The organism is Mucilaginibacter koreensis, assembly GCF_054783355.1.
Genome location: NZ_BAAGQS010000001.1, coordinates 2,982,129 through 3,000,301, shown reverse-complemented (window position 1 = coordinate 3,000,301; position 18,173 = coordinate 2,982,129). Strand labels below are relative to the sequence as shown.

Below are 18,173 nucleotides of genomic sequence, written 5' to 3'. Positions count from 1 at the left end.
TCAATTTAACTTTAAGGTTAGTGCTTTACCATCATGGCTGTTTTAACAGCCGTTGCAGGGTCATCGTCAGTTTCCTTTTCACCCTGGGCTTCTTTAGCATTGGCCGGGTTGGTGCCATGTAATGATTTAATGTAGTTAGCTACAGCGGCAATCTGGCCGGGCGAGAGTTGTTTTTCCCAGGTAGGCATCCCCTTGGTGGTTACGCCGTATTTTATCGTTTTAAATACATCAGTAATTTTTCCGCCATGCAGCCAGTAGTCATCCGTAAGGTTTGGCCCAACTACCCCCTGGGCATGATCGCCATGGCAAGGCACGCAGCTTTGCTTAAAAACAGCCTGCCCCGATGCCAGCATAGTGGGATCGGCAGACAGCTTTACGGTATTCTCATCCACGCGGTTAGCTGATTTGGCCAGGTAAATTGCCTTTTCTTTTGCGGCTACTGCCATTTCGGTTTTATACTCATCATATTGTAACTGCCCTATACCCATTACATGGTAACCGAATAAATAAACTACAGCAAATACAATAGTGGCATAAAACAGGTACATGAACCAGGCTGGTGTAGGATTATCCAACTCCTGTATACCATCATAATCATGCTCAATCAGGATGGATTTTTCTTCGGCCATTGGCTTCAACGACAGCAGCTTTTGCACTACCTCGGCTTTTGTTTTTTTAGCGCGCGCTGCTTTCTTAGCCTGCTGTTCGGCCTGTAGCTCTGCATACTGCTCGGGCGTAAGCATGGCTTTGGTTAATACCTTAAAGGTTTTCAGTAGTACCAGCATTGCCGCCAGCAATACCAGCATAAACAGCATGATAGCGCCATAAGCAATATAGTTTTTCATTTCTCCCGAAATCAGGCTGTCATTTGCGGCCTGTACCGGCTGGGTGAACGCTACTGCCACCACAAGAGTTATCAGTATACGGTATTTCATATCAGGGTATATAATGATCGGGTGTAACCATCAAGTTATCGTTCAGGGGCAGGTCGCTCATGTAATCATTATGATCTTTGCGGATGCGGATGAGCAACACGGTTACCACAATGAAAAAGATGAGAAAGATGGTCAGGGAGGCAATCAGGTATACCTGATTGCCTGCAATATGTTCAGTAAACTGCTTAAACATGGTGATTAATTATTTGCGGTTTTATTGGCTTTAATATCAGTGCCCAGGCGTTGCAGGTAGGCAATTATGGCAATGATTTCTTTGTTGCTTTTTACCTTAATATGGTCTTTAGCTAAATTGGCAGCTATGGTTCTAGCTTGTTTATCCAAATCCTGGTTAGCCTGTTTGTAATAGCTGGCCGCATAAGGCACGCCCAGTTTGCGCATGGCTTCTACTTTGGCAGCAGTGGTAGTGGTATCCAGGGTTTGATTAATCAGCCAGTCGTAATTAGGCATAATACTACCCGGCGACATCAGCCGAGGGTCCATCAGGTGATTGTAATGCCAGGCGTCGCCGTATTTGCCGCCCTCGCGCTGTAAATCGGGCCCGGTACGTTTGGATCCCCACAGGAATGGATGATCATATACAAACTCACCGGCTTTGCTGTATTCGCCATAACGTTCGGTCTCAGACCTGAATGGGCGAACGGTTTGCGAGTGACACCCAACACAACCTTCGCGGATGTACAAGTCACGCCCCTGTAACTCCAGCGGTGTATAAGGCTTTACGCTGGCAATAGTAGGGATGTTGGATGATATGGTAAGCGTAGGCATCAACTCTATAAAAGTGCCTATCAGGATAACGATCAGCGACAATACCATTAATAAAACCGGGCGGCGTTCCAGGATGCGGTGGCGGGTTTCTTTTTCCTGCTCACCATAAGCGTTCAGTAATGGCATAGCTTCGGCAGCCTCATTGCTGACCAGTTTACCCTGCAGCATGGTACGAGCCAGATTGTACCCCATCACAATTACACCCAGCAGGTAAAAACTGCCGCCAATAGAACGCATTACATGCATAGGTAGAATGCGCATGGTGCTTTCCAGAAAGTTCGGGTACCTCAGCATGCCTTCAGGCGTAAACTCTTTCAGCATCAGCCCTTGGGTAAATCCGGCCCAGTACATGGGGATGGCATAAAATAATATACCCAGGGTTCCGATCCAAAAATGAAAGGATGCCATTTTTTTAGAGTATAGCGGGGTACGGTAAATACGCGGTACCAGCCAGTACAGGATAGCAAAGGTTAAAAAACCATTCCAGCCCAAAGCGCCTACGTGTACGTGAGCTATAATCCAATCGGTAAAGTGGCCTATGGCGTTTACTTGTTTAAGTGAAAGCATCGGGCCTTCAAAAGTGGCCATACCGTAGGCTGTTAACCCTACTACCATAAATTTAAGCACCACATCATCGCGCACTTTGTCCCAGGCGCCACGCAGCGTAAGCAGGCCATTAATCATGCCGCCCCAGCTTGGCGCTATCAGCATAATAGAAAATACCACGCCTAAAGATTGTGCCCACCCAGGCAAAGTGGTATATAACAAATGGTGAGGGCCGGCCCAGATATAAATAAAGATGAGCGCCCAAAAGTGTAAAATACTCAGCTTATAAGAATAAATGGGGCGGTTGGCCATTTTGGGCAGGAAATAATACATCATGCCTAAATACGGCGTAGTTAAAAAGAAGGCTACCGCATTGTGCCCGTACCACCATTGCACCAGCGCATCCTGCACGCCGGCAAACAGGTAGTAACTTTTTAAACCGGAGATAGGCAGCTCAAAGGAGTTAACGATGTGCAGTACTGCAATGGTGACGAATGTGGCAATATAAAACCAGATGGCGACATATAGGTGCCGCTCGCGGCGTTTGAAGATGGTACCAAACATATTGATGCCGAATACTACCCAAATGAGTGTAATGGCTACATCAATAGGCCACTCCAGTTCGGCATACTCATGTGAGGTAGTAAAGCCTAAAGGCAGTGTAATTACGGCTGATATGATAATAAGCTGCCAGCCCCAGAAATGAATATGGCTTAACACATCACTAAACATGCGGGCTTTAAGCAAACGCTGCAACGAATAGTACACACCCATAAAGATTGCATTGCCCACAAAAGCGAAAATTACCGCATTGGTATGTAGTGGGCGGATGCGGCCAAAGGTGGTATACTGGCTACCCATATTGGCGCCAGGATGATACAGCTGAATGGCAACCAATAGCCCCACCGCCATGCCAATAATGCCCCACACGATGGTTGCTATCCCGAAGTTGCGCACAATTTTGTTGTCGTAGTAAAATTTATCGGGTTGCATAAATTAATTAAGTTGATAGTTCTTTTGGATGGTGTAAAAGTAGCCCGGCCACCTTACCGGCAGAATGATATGCATTGGTTCAAAAACTGATATAAATCACTTTTTAAGTTCGTCTGCAGGCTCATCGTCCAGCAGGATGCGAACCGATGGTGTGTACAGATCATCATGCTGACCATGGCGTTGTGCCCAGAAAAAGGCGCATAAGAATAACAGGGCCAGTACAATGCTGCACCCGATAAGAAAGTAAATGATGCTCATAATAAGTTGCGCCTTTTGGCAGCCACGTGGGTGGCAATACTGGTGAATGAAATAATAGTGGCCGTGCTGAGCGGCATTAAAATGGCGGCAATCAACGGCGATAGGTGGCCTGTAATGGCATAGCTCAGCCCAATCAGGTTATAAGTAAGCGATATGAGGAAAGAGATATGAATAATATTGACCGCATCTTTTGAGAACCTGAAAAATGCCGGCAGTTTGCTTAATGATTTTCCATCGAGTATGGCATCGCTGCCTGGCGAAAAATTGTTTACATCGTCAGTAATGGCTACGCCCAGGTCACTTTGCTTCAGGGCGCCCGAATCGTTCAGGCCATCACCAATCATCATTACCTTACGGCCGGCCAATTGCAGGTCATTTACAAAGCTGAGCTTTTGCTGGGGCGATTGCCTGAAACGCATATAACCCTCCTCTTTAAAATAAGGCAATAAAATTTGCCGCTCGTGATCCTGATCGCCCGAAAGCAGGTACCACTTGTACTGCCCCTGCAATTCAAACACTTGGTTTAACCCCGTGCGAAACTGATGCGCAAATAAAAAATAGCCATAATAGTTGCCGTCAATGCACAAATGTACTTTAGAGGCTGTAACATCCTGGTCCTCGTGCCGCAATACAAATGCAGCACTGCCAATTCTTAAATGATGCTGGCCTACATAAGCTGCTATACCTTTACCCGCTATTTCCTTATAATCTGTAATCTTCAACTGCTTCATGTTACCCAGTAACCGGCATATTTGCCGGCTCAGCGGGTGGCTGGAGTTACTGCATACACTGTAAATCATCTGTAGTTGCTCATAACTTAAAGCTGCATGCAGGCTTACTGCATCAGCGCCGCCGGTTGTAATAGTTCCAGTTTTATCCAGTACCAAGGTGTCAATGCGGGCCAATTGCTCTACCACAGCCGTGTTCTTCAGGTAAAAAAGGTTACGGTCAAAAACGCTCAAGGCTGCCGACATGGTGAAAGGGGTGCTGAGTGCCAATGCGCAGGGGCAGGCTACAATCAGTACCGCTGTAAAGGCGGATAACCCACGTTGCCAGTCAGTAGGTAGCCAAAACAGTAGGGCACCTGTAGCAACTGCCAGCAGCACAATGGTAAAGTACTTGCTCACCTTCTCGTTAAAGGTCTGCATGCGGTTATCCTGCTGGCGGGTAAAGGCTTCATTATTCCAAAGCTGGGTTAAATAACTTTGTGATACGGGCTTTACTACCTCCAGTTCTATGGCCTCGCCGGTTTGGCGACCGCCTGCATAAACAATTTCGCCTAAAGTTTTAGCTACCGGCACAGATTCTCCGGTTACGAAACTAAAATCAATTAATGCCTCACCTTTTAACAGTATGGCATCAGCAGGGATAATTTCATTATGGCGGATGCGGATACGTTGGCCAACCTGCAAACTGGATAAAGGCACAGGCTTTTCGTGCTCTTCTTCTATCACCTGCACGGCCACAGGGAAAAACGAGCGGTAATCGCGCTCAAACGAAATATGGTAGTAAGTTTTTTGTTGTACAAACTTACCTACCAGCAGAAAAAAAACCAATCCGCAAAGCGTATCGGCAAAGCCGGCCCCTGTGCGGGTAAGAATTTCGGCCACGGTGCGGATAAACAATACAGCTATACCCAAAGCCAGCGGAAAATCAATATTAAGCACCTTATTGCGCAAGTTGTGATAAGCCGAAGTAAAATAACCGGTACCACTGTATATTAATACCGGTAGCGAAAACAGAATATTCAGCCACCCAAAAAAATGTTTAAACGTTTGCTCATAGGCTGATAAGCCTAAATATTCCGGGAAACTGATCAGCATTACATTGCCGAAGCAAAATCCTGCAACGGCTATTTTTTTTACCAGATTGCTATCCGTACTGTTTACCTGCTTTTTTACAATATCCTGCAAACTGATAAGCGGTTCGTAACCAATATCAAACAGCAGCTCTACTACCTGCCGCAGGCTGATATCAGCATTGGTGAAACGGATGGTCACCTGCTTTTTCAAAAAATCAATGCGGCTGTAATAAATAGCAGTGTTAATGCGGTTGAGTTGCTCCAGCAACCAGATGCACGAACTGCAATGGATGTAAGGTATATACAGTGTTACAGCCGTAATTCGGTTATCCGTATAATCCACCAATTCACTAACAATGGATGGCTCATCCAGGTACTCAAAACGTTTGTCAAGTCGAGCACGGCTACTGCCCGGATGGTCATTATAGCTATAATAATTGCACAGGCCGTTTTGCGAAAGCAACTGGTAAACACCACGGCAACCCAGGCAGCAAAAATTCTTGCTTTCCAGTTCGTAATGCCCCTCATTGCAATTGTTCCCGCAATGGTAGCATGTGGTTGGAGAAAGGGTATCAATAGCCATAATTCAAATCTTCGGGTAAGTGCCAAAGATGAATTTTTATGACCTGACAGAGAATGACGTTTGATAGCAGGAAAAATGATTTCAATCACTTTTGCAATACAGCAACTACCCTACAGGTTATTGCTGCAGCTCTGCTTAATTGTTTATTGTGTTAATAAATATTATTAAGAGATACTTATTTGAGTAGACCGTTTTGAGCTATTAATCAGTATTCATTTCTTAACACAGATTTTATCTCAAACACATACAACTTGTACACCTTTGTGGCAAGTTTTCTTCACACTTAGTTTAATTAATAGATTTACAATGAGCGGGCGAGCCGCTCTTTTTTATTTTTAACGCTTTGAAAGCTATTTTGGGTACCGGAGTTAAATACTGTACTGCTGCGTTTGCTAAACCCTTTTATATCTGTTATACTTGTGTGCCCAACTCTTATAAACCTCAAATAAACAGATGAAAGAATTAACTTATGGCGATTGGCTGGTGTTTGCCGCCTATTTTATTTTGGTGGCCGGTTACGGTTTGTGGGTATACCGCCGCAAGCGCAATGCCGACGCTACCTCTACCGACTACTTTTTGGCCGAGGGTTCGCTTACCTGGTGGGCCATAGGCGCATCGCTGATTGCCTCAAATATTTCTGCCGAGCAATTTATCGGTACCAGCGGCTCTGCCTTTAAGGAGGGATTGGCTATTGCCACTTATGAGTGGATGGCGTCGTTCTCCCTTATTGTAGTGGCCATCTTTTTCATCCCGGTTTATCTTAAAAATAAAATCTTTACCATGCCGCAGTTTCTGAACCAGCGGTATAACGGTACAGTAGCTATGATTATGGCTATCTTCTGGCTGCTGCTCTACATTGTGGTAAACCTGATGTCTATCCTCTTTTTGGGGGCGCTGGCCATCAGCCAGATCTCAGGTTTCGGTATCATTCCTTGTATTTTGTTCCTGGCGGTATTTGCAGTAATTATTACGCTGGGCGGCATGAAGGTAATTGGTTATACCGATGTAATACAGGTGCTGGTATTGATACTGGGCGGTGTGGTAGCTACTTATCTGGCCCTAAATCAAATTAGTGCACAGCAGGGTACCACCGGGTGGTTGCATGGCTTAACTTCACTGCATCAGCAAGCCAGCGATCATTTCCACATGATATTGAAGAAAGATAACCCCAACTATGTGGATTTGCCGGGCCTTTCGGTACTGATTGGCGGTATGCTGATTGTAAACCTCAATTACTGGGGTTGTAACCAATATATCACCCAACGGGCTTTAGGCGCTAACCTGAAAACGGCCCGTGGAGGTATTTTATTTGCTGCATTTTTAAAGCTACTGATGCCAATTATTGTAGTGATTCCGGGTATTGCGGTTTACCTGTTGCACCAAAAAGGGATGTTTCACCAGGAAATGCTGAGTTCAAAAGGTGTACTGGACCCTAACAAGGCGTATCCATCACTGCTTAACTTACTGCCATCCGGGTTAAAAGGCTTGTCTTTTGCTGCCTTAACAGCAGCTATTGTAGCTTCGCTGGCAGGTAAGGCTAACAGTATAGCAACTATATTTACTTTAGATATTTATAAAAAAGCCATCAAACCCGGAGCCACTGACCGCCAGCTGGTAAACTTAGGTAAATGGTCTGTACTGGTAGCTATGGCTTTGGGTGTAATTATGTCAATATTAATTGGCGAGCAACTGATGGGAGAGGGCAAGCAGGGCTTCCAATATATTCAGGAATATACAGGCTTTGTATCGCCTGGTATATTTGCCATGTTCATTTTAGGTTTCTTCTGGAAAAAAACCACATCAGATGCGGCCCTGTTCGCTACGATCGGTGGTTTCATCTTCTCGGTAGTTTTCAAATTTTTGCCCCGCGTTGCAGATCTATCATTCCTGACGCCTTATGGTTTTTATGCCAAGAATGCTTCTGGAGGATATGAAATACCATTTATCGACCGGATGGGATTTGTGTTTGTGCTGTGTATCATCGGTATGTACATCATCACCATGGTGCAAAACCCACGCGGCGAACGTACCAATGGCCTGGAAGTTGATACCCGGATGTTCCGCACCAACCGTGCTTTTACCGCCGGTGCACTGATTGTATGTGGCATTATTGTGGCGCTATACAGTATCTTCTGGTAAAAACAGTTAAACAGATAATAACAAGAAAGGCAGCCATAGCGGCTGCCTTTCTTGTTGTACAAAAGTACAGAGCAATTACTTTTTTAAGGCTTCGCCGATAGGTACACCGATAGAGCCATTTGGTGCCTGTATGTGCAACAGGGCGGCTACCGTAGCTGCAATATCCGTCATGTGTGTAGGGCGCACCAAACTGCCATGCTGTATACCCCAGCCCATAAATACCAGAGGAATATGCGTATCATAAGGGTTCCAGGTGCCGTGGGTGGTGCCGGTAGTACCATGGCCGCCATACCATCCCGGTTTCAGAATGATTTGCACAGTTCCGCTGCGCTCTTTGCTGTAACCGTTAATTACACGTGTGCGAATGGCTTCAGGTACGCTGGCTATTTCGGCATTTTGCATATCAATGGCATAGGCAATGTCGGGGCGGTGGTTCAGCCAGTAAATGCAATCCTGTTTGATGCCTTCTTCGCTTATTTTTTTATCGCGGATGGCGGCGTAATTGAAGTTTACCTGGTAATTGCTCAGGCTTAATACCAGGCGTTTGGTTTGATATTTATCCTCTAAAAATTTATTCAGTTCCAGCAGGCATTTGTTGCTGTCCCATAACCCGGCCGGAATGTTATGATCGGTTAAAAAGCCGGGATTATGCGCAGCACCGTGGTCAGCAGATAAAAATACGGTATAATTTCCTTTGCCTACTTTGCTATCCAGATAGGTAAAGAAAGAAGCCAGGTCACGGTCTAAACGCAGGTAGGTATCTTCAGCTTCAATAGAATTAGGCCCAAACTGGTGACCTACATAATCGGTAGAAGAAAGGCTGACGGCCAAAAAGTCGGTTACAGGGCCCTGGCCCATGCGCTCACTTTCTACGGCAGCTTTAGCCAAATCCAGCGTCATGCTGTTACCATAAGGGGTGGAGCGAATCATGCCGGCATTACCCTTGTATAATTCAGAAGTTTTAATGGGAAATACCGGGCTGGTCATTCCTTTGAATGCCCCCTCATGCTTATTGTCATCTGCCTCACTTTGTACATAAGTGTTAATGGGGTATAGGGTATTCCAATCTTTCTTTAGATATACTTCGGCGGGGTGGGTGGCGTTTACTGTTTTTACCCAGGCTGGCAAATCCTGCATGTAATAGGTGCTGCTAATCCAGCTGCCATTGGCATCATCAAACCAGTAGGCGGCATTGGCGGCATGGCCAGCGGGTAAAATGCCGCCGCGGTCTTTCAATGCAATGCCAATCACTTTTGAACGGAAGTTAGTTGCCAGACGCAGCTCATCGGTCACTGTACTGGCCAGCAAATTACGCGGCGACATTTTACCTGCTGCCGATGTGCTGCCTACAGCTACCACCGTGCTGTCTTCGGTACAATACATGCTTTTACCGGTAGCCTGAATAATAAAATCATTACCTGCAATGCCATGTAATGCCGGTACCGAGCCGGTATAAATACAGGTATGCCCGGCGGCTGTTACGGTGGGTATATAATCAATATTGGTGTTTTCGCAGGTGAAGCCCTCGTTTAACATGCGCTTAAAGCCCCCGCTTTGGTAGCGGTCGTAATAGCGGTATAAATAATCCCAGCGCATTTGGTCAACCACAATACCTACCATTAGTTTGGGGCGGGGCAGGGTAGCCGTAGCGGGCGCCGGTTTGGCTTTTTGTGCCGAAGCGTTAAAAGCAACGACTGCCAACGCAGCCGATATCCACAATCTGCAATTCATCGATAAAAATTTGCTTCAAATATCCGTAAAGATACTATAGCCGAATGTGATTTTTTTGTTAATGTATAGTAATGTAATAGGAAAATGATAGAAAATAAGGTGGAGATTATTTAAATGTAAAATAAACAAGAGTCGGTAAAGTGTTGAGGTAAGTTAAATAAAGAAGCTTTTGAACCATATAATAAGCCAATACAATGGATACTTCCACATTCCTTTGAGTATTTTTAGGGGGGCTTTGCCTTCGGCCTGGGCTATCCGCTCCAAGTCCTCGTTCGTACCTCGCTGTGGGCTTTACGCTGCTATCCCTAACGCAGGTTGTTTGAACCGGAATTCATAGAATTAAACGAATGGGCAGAATTTTGAAAATTTAGTTTAAACAATAAGCGCGGTGGGCCGGCAAAAATCGCCCGGGCCATGCGGTGGCCTTGTGCGGGGAAGGATTATTTTTGCCTTGATTTTTTGTTACTTTTTGATCAAGCAAAAAGTAAACTGACATTTATAAAGCACAAACTTAAAAGCGGATAGCAGCAATGCAAGCTCATTCACTAAACGTCAGCAAAGCATGCTGACTGGCAGTATGTAAATTACGCCATACCTGATTAATCTCGGTATCAGGAGCAGCGGCAATCAAACCGCAGAAGGGGTAAAGCTGATCTACACACTCGCGGGCAGTTTGCGCCAGGCGCCTGCTGGTGCTGCTTACCCTGCGCAGTAAACCTTGCTGTTGCGGGGCCTGCCATGAAACATCAACCGCTTGGTAAAAGCGTTGCCTGGCATCTTGCAATATATGTGTGGCGGCCTGTAACTCTGCGGTAAGAACATTTTGCTGTGCGGCTGATAATTTCCCGTTAGCCGCTCTGGCTGCAAATAACGGTTCGCACAATTCAGTAAACCGCAGGGCCATACCTGATAAGTTGGCAGCTAAAGTAGCTTCGGCCAATTGCAGGAAAGGGTAAATATACAACTGGCTATCAATGGTTATGGTATCAGCGTTAATCTCAAAACTATGGTTGGCAGTAACCAGCGCATCTTTAATTTCAAAGGCATGGCTGCCTGTGCCCATCATGCCGATGTACTTCCAGGCAGGTACCAAAGCTACCTGCGCTTTATCAATCACAAAAGATTTAATTAAGGGCTGCCCATCAGCGGTGAGCACCGGTTGCCCCTTTTGCTGAATAACGCAATTGGCCGTAAAGTGAGTAGCATGATGAGCGCCGCTGGCATATTTCCATAAGCCGTTAATGAGGTACCCTTCAGAGGTTAGGGTAGCCGTACCGGTAGCTGCCCCGCTGCCCGCTAAACAAACATGCGGCGTGCTGAAGATCTGCCGTGCTACATCGGGTTGTAAGAAGCCGCCAAACCAGCCGGCGCCACAACATAAGGTAACTACCCAGGCAAGGCTGCCATCGGCCCAGGCTAAACTTTCTTCCAGGCGCACCACATTGGGTAAAGGCATTTCTAAGCCACCATAAACTGCCGGTACCAAAATGGTAAACCATTGCTGCTGTTCAATTAATTGCAGTTGTTCCGGCAAAAGTTTTCCTTGTTGCTCGGCCTCAGGTGCGGCTTGCCGGATGATGTTCACCCATTCGGGTTGTAATAGTGCAGAGGGGTGAGCAATAGTTTGATCAATTGACATCAGCATTAGCTTAAAACCGGAGTTTGCTGCCGGTAGATTTTGCGCCAGTCGAGGTAACCAAAAATAGCGACCACAAACAGCACAATAGTCAGCAGGGCAAACAGCGGCAGTTGTTTATGAAATAATAAGGGTATAGCCAGCAGATTGGAAAAGTTGAGCAACAGCCAGTTTTCAACCTTGCGCCGGGCCAGCAGCCACATGCCCGCCCAGGCAGTAGATGATACCAATGCATCCCACAAAGGCACATCCGAAGGGATGAAATGATTGAGCCAAAGGGGTAACGATTTTAAGAACAGGTATAACACCAACCAGCCGCCTAAGCTTATGGCTATAGTAATCAACCATTCCTGCCGGGTATTGTAACTGATTTTTACCTGAGGCTGGTGGCGCTTTTTTACCCAATGGTACCAACCGTAAAAGCTCATCACTATATAGTACAAGTTCAATAATGACTCTGCATATAGCTGCGTGGCGAGCAAAAAGTAGATAGTAATTACTGTGCTGATGATGCCTGCCGGATACAGCCACACTTTGTTGGCGCGGGCCAGCAGTACCTCGGCCACACCTAAAACTACAGCAATCCACTCCCAGTAAGTGGTTTGCTGTAGTTCTTGGTATAACAGGTGTAGCCAGTGTTGCATAGAGTTAAGTCAAAAGTTAAAAGTCAAAAAAACTTTTTGCTGTTGATATCTTGCCATATTAATCCTTCAAGTTTCACTTTTTGGTTAGAAGGCTAAACTCAATGCTGCCATAAAGTTGGTAGGCGCCTGCGGATAATAATAATTATAGTTTGCTACATGTCCGCCTTCAATGTCTGGGTAAGTAGCGCCATTGGCTACATATTTTTTACCAAAAATGTTGTTCACCAGAAGGGTAATACCGATGTTTTTAACCGATGGCAGGCTGAAGTTATAACGTAACCGTACATCGCTCACAAAATAGCCTTTAATCTCGCGGTTAGCCGCATAAGGATTGGGTAAATCATTAGGGTTTACGGTAAAGCCCGCCGGGTTTGTATTCATGGTATTGTCCAGATACTGGTGGCTGATATATTTGCTCAACAAAGCAATCTCGCTGCCTTTGAAAGGAGAAAAACTTAATTCACTTGAGCCAATGAATGAAGGTGAGTAAGCAATGTCCGTTTTGGCAAAGGTTTGGCCTACGAGGGTGCCGTCATCGTAGTTGGAAAGATACTGGGTATAGTTTTTAATTTTATTGGTGCTCAGGGTACCGGTAACACCCCAGCTGAATACGCGGCTAAAGCGCAGGCGGGCATCCAATTCCAAGCCGGCGCGGTAGCTGTCTTTCACATTGGTACGGATGGCTTCACCTACATCATTGAGGGCACCGGTTAAAATCAGCTGGTTTTTATACAACATGTAAAAGCCATTCAGGCCTCCGCTGAAAATGCCTTGTGTGGTACGGTAACCGGCCTCAAAATCTTTCAAATTTTCAGCCTTCGGACGGTTAGCAGGAGTGGAGTTTACAAAATCATCGCGGTTGGGTTCGTGGTTGCCTACAGCAAAGGAGGCATATACGTTATTGCGCTGGTTAATTTCATAAGTTAAACCTACTTTAGGGTTAAAGAAATTGAGCGTAACCGACTGCTGTAAATCATTCAAATTACGATCGAGCCCAAAGAAAGAGTAATATAAATTGCGGAATTGCAAATCGCCGTACAACAAGAATTTACCTACCTGATAATCAGCACGGGCAAACACGTTAAAGTCATTCTTTTTGGCATTATTGCGTGAATACTCATAATCCGGAGTAATGGTTGTACTCTGCTGTGTCCACTCTAAATTATTGTAATGAGCGCCTTTGTATTGGTTATAAGCACCGCCTAATGTAAGATTAAGGCCGGTAACCGGGCGGTATCTGAAATTATAGGTTACGCCATAAAAATCATTGTTCAGCCATAAGCGGCGCACCAAATCAGTAGTGGCTAATGTATCAGCTCCGAAGATAACAGGCGTTAAGCCATATTTAGTTACCGGTTGGTCGGTTTTGTATTCTTCATAATACCCATAGCCTTTGGTATAATGCAGGGCGCCGTTAAAAGAGAACTTGTCGCTAAATTTATGGTCAACCAGTAACTGGTAATGGTTTTGGGTATAATTGTCGGTTTGATTGTTATAAAACTTACCGTTAGGCATCATGCCCAATTCGTTGTAACGGCGGTTACCATAGTAAACCGAATCTGCATTTACACCATTCCAGGCTTGATAAGTACGCTCTACACCCGAAAATACGTTGGCGCGAATGGTAGTATTATTTGTATAATAAGCACCACTCACAAAAAAAGAGCGCAGGTTGGACGAAGCACGGTCAATATAACCGTCGGACGCAATGCGCGACAAGCGGCCATCCAGACTAAAATGCCCGCCTAACAAACCGGTACCTGCATTAATGGTATTTTTAATGGTGCCGTAAGAGCCGGCTGCTGTGTTGATTTCTGCATAAGCCGTATCGCGCCGAACATTGGTTTGAATATTGATACTTGCCCCGAAGGCACCTGCACCGTTGGTAGAGGTACCTACACCACGTTGTATCTGGATGTTATTAACCGATGAGGCAATATCGGGCAAATCCACAAAATAACTGCCTTGGCTTTCAGAATCGTTGTAAGGAATGCCGTTGATGGTCACGTTAATGCGGGTTAAATCGGAGCCACGAATGCGTAAACCGGTATAGCCTACGCCGGTACCGGCATCAGACGTTACCACGGTTGAAGGGGTTTGGTTCAGCAGATAAGGTAAATCCTGACCCAAGTTGTTTTTTTCTAAATCTTTTTTACCCAAATTGGTAAACGCAATAGGCGAGTTTTTACGGGCGCGGGTAGCACTTACGGTAACCTCCTCGGTTAAAAAGCTGCTCGGCGCTAATGCCAGGTTTACATTTTGGTTGCCGGTTAAGCGAATGTTACGTTGCCCCCGGGTATAACCCACATAAGTTACCTGAATACGGTAGGGGCCTGCCGGCAAGTTACTGATAATGTAATTGCCATCAGTACCGGTGGCTGTAGAAAAACCGGTACCATTTAAGCTCACGGTGGCGCCGGGTAAAGGCTGGCCGGTTTGCTGATCAGTAATTTTCCCGGACAGGGAAAACTGGGCTGTCGCCAAAAAAGGCAGCAGTAATGCGGTAAACGCAAGAACTAATTTTTTCAATGTTTTGTAAATCACACGAGTTAAACCATCTGCCCGCTAAGGGTGTAAATTGCGCGCAGTACACTTAACTTTATTACCTCTCCCTACGCCGGCATTATCCGGATCAGGTGCTTGTTGTGTTCATTAGTTTATTGGTTCATTAATCATGGGGATAATCCATCAAACTAATGCTTAACTATTCAACACAACAATGGGTATAATCTCAGCCTGTCTTTCAGTTTGGTCCAATGAGTTTAATCGAGCTGCAGTCTCTTTTTAACGCACCGGGTCACCAAAGCAAGGCACCCCTTAAGAATATGGGGCAAAGGTAGGGGAAATGTTGAGATGTGAAAGTAAAAAATATTCTTACGGTAGTGAAATTGATATTGTTGAGCCTATACAAATGAATCACCGCTTGTTATGCTGAGGCTCTCGAAGCATTGTTGCACAAGTCTTTCATCGCATCGTTTGTACACCTACCCTTCGACGGGGCTCAGGGTGACAGAGGTAGTAACAATGTGCAAAGCAAAAAAGCGTCATTGCGAGGAACAAAGTAATCTCTCTGCATCTTGTCTTAACTTGGTGCGAAAAGATGGCTTCGTTCCTCGTAATGACGCTTGGTAAAATACGGTATTTTAAAATTGGAAATTACAAACGGATAAACAACTCATCCTTCGGTTTGCGCACTTTGGCAAACTTGGCATAGTCATCATCCTCAGCACGAAAACCGATAGCGGCAATCACCGAGGTGGCCAAGCCTTTTTCGCGCAGGCCTAAAATCTCATCGAATTTGCCTACTTCAAAACCTTCCATTGGGCAGGCATCAATACCGGCTTCGGCAGCGGCAGTTAACAGTACACCTAAAGCAATATAAGCTTGCTTGTGTGCCCAGGCTACCAATTGATCTTCAGAGCGGTGATTCACAGTAGCCACCATTGATTTTTCGAACGGCACCAAATTTTCACGATCTGTATTACGCACTTTGGCTATTTCGTCTACATATTTTTCAACGTAGGCTTCGTTAATGTTGGTTTCAGCAGCAAATACAATCAGCTGTGAGCCGTCGGTTAACTGCGATTGACCATAAGCGGCGGCTTTTAACTGCTCACGCAGGCCGGCATCTTCAATTACTAAAATGCGGTAATGCTGCAAGCCGAATGATGAAGGTGCCAAACGCACAGTATCCAGCAGGTTTTCCAATTGCTCAGCGGACAGCTTTTTAGCGGGATCGAATTTTTTAGTAGCATAACGCCACTCTAAAGGTTGTATCAATGACATGGTTCTGTTTTATTTATAATGAACAAAAATAGATGTTTAAACATCTACCAGCGTCATTGGTAAGTAATAAGCTACAATAACCCACGTTCCTGCAAATCTTTCTGACGCTGTTTCTCTAAACGCCTTTGCTCCCTTCGTTGTTTGCGGGTAAGTTTAACTGAGTCTTTGGCCTGCTGTTTACGGTCATCTGCCACAGTATCTTTTTTACCGCCACCAAACAGGCGTTTAAAAAAGCCGGGCTTATCATCTTCCTGCTTTTCGGGTTCAGCCTTCTGTACTACATCAGGCGGAGGCACACCTACGCCCGGATCGCCGCCCGGCTGATCTATCAGGCTGTCAATAGCCGAAGTATCTACCGGTGCCATTTTTGGCCGCAGCGATTCTCTGAGGCGAACATTGTAAAAACCATAAGCATTGGTATCACGATTCACATAGCCCCGCTCTGCCATCAAATTACCAATCAGCCTGAAATAACCATGTAAACGGTAGCGCAGGCTGCCATCGGGTTCAAACGCATACAATCCGAATTTCGGGTTGGGCACAATGCTGGCCAGGTAAATACTCTCGCCTAAAGTAAGTTCTGACGGGCGCTTGTTAAAGTAATAACGTGATGCCTCACCTATACCATACACATTGCGGCCCCATTCAATAATGTTCAGATAAACCTCCAGCATACGATCTTTAGTCATGATGCGGTTGTTTTCAATGAGCCAAACAATCAGTATTTCTTCAAATTTACGGGCCAGTGTTTTCTGCCTTACCAAAAACGCATTTTTTACCAGCTGCATGGAAATACCACTACCGCCCCGTTTAAATTTTCTCTCCTTATAATCTGTAGCGATGGATTTCCGGATAGATTCTTCTACAAAACCATGATTTCTGTAAAAAGAAGGGTCTTCGGCCGTCATTACCGCATAGCGCAGTACCGGTGCAATATCATTTAAAGGGGTAAAGTTAGGGTTGCCCGGGCTAATGTTACGGGCCGGCATCGGCTTTCCTTTTTCAAAAGGAATGTATACAAAATCGTGGTTCAGCTTGTCCAGATTGGCTTTGCCATAACTGATAATACGGAAGTTCTTTTTATCCAGCCGCGAGTCAAATTGTACATTGTCCGGGTCTTTAGTATTGAGTAAAAAGTTAAGACGATAATTGAGCTGGCCGGCCACTTTCATGCCCACCAGTTGCTCAAAGGTGCCTTCCGGGAAAGAGTCAAAAATATCCTGACCGTTAATCCAGCCGGTATGCACTTTCAGTTCATAAATTTTAGTGGGCTTAAGCGTGTATTTAATGTAAGGAAAAGCTTTCAGTTTTTTCAAATGAATCACCGAAGAGCTGTCTACCGATACATAGTTTTCACCCACAAATAAGTTGGCACTGATGGAACCATCAGGCACGATAATATTATTGGCCGACAGCGCCGGGTGGTTGAGCAGTAAGTTATGTGCAGCAAAATAACTGTAAATCTGTGTTTCGCCGTTGCTATGGTCTACCTTATCCAGGCGCATGGTCAGCGTATCCAGGTTCAGCTTCAGTTTAAATTTCTTTTCAATAAACGGAAGTTCCACTTTCTGATGCTCAGCATATAATTTTACTGATATATCTTTATCAGATGGGTGCATGGTGCCGGCAAAATGCCAGATGGCCATACCATCGTTAATATTAAAAGTAGAGGTGAGCTTACCTTCGCGGATGAGGGCCTCATTAGCCATTACCCTTACCTGATTGCTGTCATCACGAAAAGTGATGAGGAAATTTTTTAGATTCAGGTTATCCGGAATTTTATACAGCACCTGGTTAACCAAATTATCACTCAATTTGGCCAGGTCCATTCTCGATTTTTGGGTAGTATCGCGCTTTTTTCTGAACAAGAAGTCAAAATTGCGTACACCGTTAATGCTGGTTAAGTTCAGGTGCCCGGTGTGCAGTATTACATCCGCAAGTTTAATGTTGCCAACCAGTAATGGCATTACTTTAACCTTTACCACAAACTCTTTAATGTTCAGCAAACTGTCGCGCTGGTCGGGTACAATGCTCACGTCAGAAAAAGCGACAGTGCTAAAGCCGGTAAAATGGGCACTGCCTATTTTTACATCTAAATTATACTCATTTTTAGCTTTTGCTTTAGCTTTGCTGATGGCTTTTTGAAGTAATAATTCACGCTTGGAATAAGCAATCCAGCCACCAATTAACAACAGTACAACAATTACAGCAAGTACAATACCGGCAATACGGATATATTTGGGATTAGGGCGACGCATTTGAAAAATTTACCAAAACTAAGTTCTTATCCGCTACAAAACGGTAAAGCATAGCATTTTATTTTTAACAAAACTAC

The 18,173-nt window shown here is 45.1% G+C and carries 12 protein-coding genes; 1 reads left to right on the top strand and 11 read right to left on the bottom strand.

Features of this window, described 5'->3' with window-relative positions:
- Positions 1-17: 17 nt before the first annotated feature.
- The 5 genes from ACYVNW_RS13490 to ACYVNW_RS13470 form a co-directional block, all read right to left on the bottom strand.
- Positions 18-935, bottom strand: coding sequence for a cbb3-type cytochrome c oxidase N-terminal domain-containing protein (locus tag ACYVNW_RS13490; protein WP_460680398.1), 918 nt, complete (start codon positions 933-935; stop codon positions 18-20).
- A gap of 1 nt (position 936) precedes the next feature.
- Positions 937-1,128 (bottom strand): hypothetical protein, encoded by a 192-nt coding sequence (locus ACYVNW_RS13485; RefSeq protein ID WP_460680397.1) that lies wholly within the window; start codon positions 1,126-1,128, stop codon positions 937-939.
- A gap of 5 nt (positions 1,129-1,133) precedes the next feature.
- Positions 1,134-3,260: a cytochrome-c oxidase, cbb3-type subunit I gene (gene ccoN / locus ACYVNW_RS13480; protein ID WP_460680396.1), complete on the bottom strand. Its 2,127-nt coding sequence runs from the start codon at positions 3,258-3,260 to the stop codon at positions 1,134-1,136.
- A 96-nt stretch (positions 3,261-3,356) separates the two neighbouring features.
- Positions 3,357-3,518, bottom strand: a complete 162-nt coding sequence (ccoS, locus tag ACYVNW_RS13475) for a cbb3-type cytochrome oxidase assembly protein CcoS (protein WP_460680395.1) — start codon at positions 3,516-3,518, stop codon at positions 3,357-3,359.
- Positions 3,515-5,902: a heavy metal translocating P-type ATPase gene (locus ACYVNW_RS13470; RefSeq protein ID WP_460680394.1), complete on the bottom strand. Its 2,388-nt coding sequence runs from the start codon at positions 5,900-5,902 to the stop codon at positions 3,515-3,517. The genes ccoS and ACYVNW_RS13470 overlap by 4 nt, the downstream gene beginning before the upstream one ends.
- 453 nt (positions 5,903-6,355) lie before the next feature.
- Between ACYVNW_RS13470 and ACYVNW_RS13465 the strand changes: the two genes are divergently transcribed.
- Complete coding sequence (locus ACYVNW_RS13465; RefSeq protein WP_460680393.1) at positions 6,356-8,041, top strand: sodium:solute symporter family transporter; 1,686 nt, start codon at positions 6,356-6,358, stop codon at positions 8,039-8,041.
- A gap of 75 nt (positions 8,042-8,116) precedes the next feature.
- Here the strand turns inward: ACYVNW_RS13465 and pafA are convergent, their stop codons facing one another.
- The 6 genes from pafA to ACYVNW_RS13435 all read right to left on the bottom strand — a co-directional run bounded on the left by pafA (position 8,117) and on the right by ACYVNW_RS13435 (position 18,096).
- Complete coding sequence (gene pafA / locus ACYVNW_RS13460) at positions 8,117-9,772, bottom strand: alkaline phosphatase PafA (RefSeq protein ID WP_460680392.1); 1,656 nt, start codon at positions 9,770-9,772, stop codon at positions 8,117-8,119.
- Positions 9,773-10,310: 538 nt separating this feature from the next.
- Entirely contained in the window at positions 10,311-11,411 is a 1,101-nt protein-coding gene (locus ACYVNW_RS13455; RefSeq protein WP_460680391.1) for an acyl-CoA dehydrogenase family protein, read from the bottom strand.
- Between the two features lie 5 nt (positions 11,412-11,416).
- Complete coding sequence (gene pnuC, locus ACYVNW_RS13450) at positions 11,417-12,052, bottom strand: nicotinamide riboside transporter PnuC (RefSeq protein ID WP_460680390.1); 636 nt, start codon at positions 12,050-12,052, stop codon at positions 11,417-11,419.
- 84 nt (positions 12,053-12,136) lie between these two features.
- Entirely contained in the window at positions 12,137-14,581 is a 2,445-nt protein-coding gene (locus tag ACYVNW_RS13445; protein WP_460680389.1) for a TonB-dependent receptor, read from the bottom strand.
- A 627-nt stretch (positions 14,582-15,208) separates the two neighbouring features.
- Positions 15,209-15,838: an NAD(P)H-dependent oxidoreductase gene (locus ACYVNW_RS13440; protein WP_460680388.1), complete on the bottom strand. Its 630-nt coding sequence runs from the start codon at positions 15,836-15,838 to the stop codon at positions 15,209-15,211.
- 71 nt (positions 15,839-15,909) lie between these two features.
- Positions 15,910-18,096, bottom strand: a complete 2,187-nt coding sequence (locus tag ACYVNW_RS13435; protein WP_460680387.1) for a transglycosylase domain-containing protein — start codon at positions 18,094-18,096, stop codon at positions 15,910-15,912.
- Between the last annotated feature and the right edge of the window lie 77 nt (positions 18,097-18,173).